This window comes from Stieleria sp. (assembly GCF_041595215.1).
GTDB classification, from domain to species: domain Bacteria; phylum Planctomycetota; class Planctomycetia; order Pirellulales; family Pirellulaceae; genus Stieleria; species Stieleria magnilauensis.
In genome coordinates, this window is record NZ_JBFHKV010001165.1 from 1 (window position 1) to 2,511 (window position 2,511).

2 protein-coding genes and 1 pseudogene are annotated in these 2,511 nt (G+C 58.5%); all 3 read right to left on the reverse strand.

Annotated elements, in window-relative coordinates:
- Positions 1–175: 175 nt before the first annotated feature.
- Positions 176–547, reverse strand: a complete 372-nt coding sequence (locus ABX749_RS29250; protein ID WP_145219808.1) for a DUF1844 domain-containing protein — start codon at positions 545–547, stop codon at positions 176–178.
- A 20-nt stretch (positions 548–567) separates the two neighbouring features.
- A complete protein-coding gene (locus ABX749_RS29255) occupies positions 568–2,208 on the reverse strand; it encodes a CTP synthase (protein WP_372899154.1) in 1,641 nt (546 codons plus the stop codon).
- Positions 2,205–2,511: pseudogene (locus ABX749_RS29260) on the reverse strand (hypothetical protein); the annotation flags it as partial. The pseudogene ABX749_RS29260 and the gene ABX749_RS29255, both read right to left, overlap by 4 nt.

Here is a 2,511-nt window from a genome sequence, read left to right on the forward strand (position 1 = left end):
ATGCGGGACGATTTCGTTTACGCTTTGTCATTGCCGAAAGCCTTGGTTTTGTGGTCTATGAAGTGTCGTAACTCCAATAGATACACGAACTAAGGCTTTCGCGCTATAGGGGCAATCGAATAAGCGGATGCAATATCCGGGCTAAAGGCTAAACACCAACACTCATGCGCGATCGCTACGCCTTTTTGGCGCCGACGTAGGCCATCCGGAGCAGATGCAGGACTTCGTCGAACATCTTGTCTTCGTCTTTGTCGGTGTTGCCCTTGGTTTTTTCTTCGAGCATTTCAAGGGTGTCGATGAAGTGTTTGGCGATCCGCAGGTCGGTCGATTTTTCGCCGGTCGCGGGGTTTTCCATGACGCCCAGTGCGACCATCGCTTGGCTGTAAAAGGTGCTGATCAGCATCGCCAAGGACGCCGGGGGCAGGTCGCCGGTGGGGTCCTCCTCGGCGGCTTGCTGGGGTTCCTCAGCGAGCGTCTTTTCTTTCTCGACCTGCGATTTCCAATCGTTGTCGACGACCAATTCCGGTTCTTCTTTGTTTTCAGACATCAGGATTTCAGGCGTGGGGATTAACGTTGGCTGACGGCGGGTTGTTCCCGTTCGTGTTTACGTGTTCCTCGTTCAATCGCGGCCTCGACGAATCCGGCAAACAGCGGATGCGCTTTCAGCGGCTTGCTTTTGAATTCGGGGTGGTATTGTACGGCCAGGAACCAGGGATGGTCAGGCAATTCGACGATTTCGACAAGGCTTCCGTCGGGGCTGGTTCCCGAAAATTTCATGCCGTGTTCGCGGAATTGATCGCGATAGGCGTTGTTGAATTCGTAGCGGTGCCGGTGGCGTTCGTGAATGTCTTCGGCCCCGTAGCACTGCTGCGCCCGGCTGTCGTCGGACAGGAGCGTCGGTTGGCTGCCCAGTCGCATGGTGCCGCCCATTTGGGTCACGTTTTGCTGTTCGTCCAGCAAGCAGATCACCGGGTGCGGGGTGTCTTTGTCGAATTCGCTGGAGTGGGCGCTTTCCAGGCCGCACACGTTGCGTGCATATTCGATCACGGCGCACTGCATGCCCAGGCAGATGCCGAAAAACGGGATGCCGCGTTCCCTGGCGAAACGAATGGCTTGGACTTTGCCTTCCACGCCGCGTTCGCCGAAGCCGCCGGGGATCAGGATGCCGTCAAATCCGCTCAGCAGGCGTTCGCATCCTTCGCGTTCGATATCGCTGCTTTGAATGCGGCCGATGCGGATCTGCGCCTGGTGGTGCATTCCGGCGTGGTCGATCGATTCGTAGATCGATTTGTAGGCGTCTTTGTGTTCGGCGTATTTGCCGACGACGGCAATGCTGACTTCGTGCCGCGGGTTGCGCAGGCGATGCAGCAGGTCGGTCCAGGGGGTGATGTCCAGCGCCTTGCTGGGCAGCCCGAGTTTCTTGACGATCAATTCATCGAGTTTGTTGTCGACCAGCGAGATCGGGACTTCGTAAATCGAAAAGTCCTTGTCTTTTTCCTCGATCACCGCTTCGGTCGGGACGTTGCAAAACAGTGCGATCTTGTCACGCTCCTCACGGCTGATCGAGTGTTCGCAGCGGCAGACCAGGACGTCGGGCTGGATGCCGATTTCACGCAGTTGGCCGACGGAGTGTTGGGTCGGTTTGGTTTTCAGCTCGTCGGCGGCTTTCAGGTACGGCACCAGGGTCAGGTGCATGTACAGCACGTTGTCGCGGCCGACGTCCTGGGAGTATTGGCGGATCGCTTCGAGGAACGGCAGGCTTTCGATGTCACCGACCGTGCCCCCGATTTCGGTGATCACGACGTCGACGTCGTCGCCACCCATCCGGGAGATGACGGATTTGATCTCGTTGGTGATGTGGGGGATGACCTGGACGGTTTTGCCCAGGAAGCGTCCCTTGCGTTCCTTTTCGATCACCGACAGATAGATCTGGCCGGTCGTGTAGTTGCAGTCGCGGGTGAGCGCCCCGCTGGTGAAACGCTCGTAGTGCCCCAGGTCCAGATCGGTCTCGCTGCCGTCATCGAGCACGTAGACTTCGCCGTGCTGATAGGGGCTCATCGTGCCCGGATCGACGTTGATGTAGGGATCCAGCTTCTGCATTCGCACTCGCAATCCGCGAGATTCAAGCAGCATGCCCAGGGAGGCGCTCGTCAGGCCCTTTCCAAGCGAGGAAACAACCCCGCCGGTTACAAAGATGTGTTTGGTCATGGACGCGGATGATACCGCGCTGAGGAAAAACCGGAAGTGGCGGGATCCTCGATGCGACGTCGAAACGCGGCAAGATCTTCCGGCGTGTCGATTCCGGGCATGGCAGGGCCGACTGCGGCGACGACGATTTTTTTTCCCGCTTCGATGGCCCGCAGCTGTTCGAGTTTCTCGGTTTCTTCCAGCACGCTGGGGGGCGAGCCGGCGAACCAGGACAAGAAGTCGCGGCGATAGGCATAAAGCCCCAGGTGGTGCCAGTAAATCGGCGGGGTTTGTGCGAGCAGCTCGGCCGGGTCGCCGCCGCGA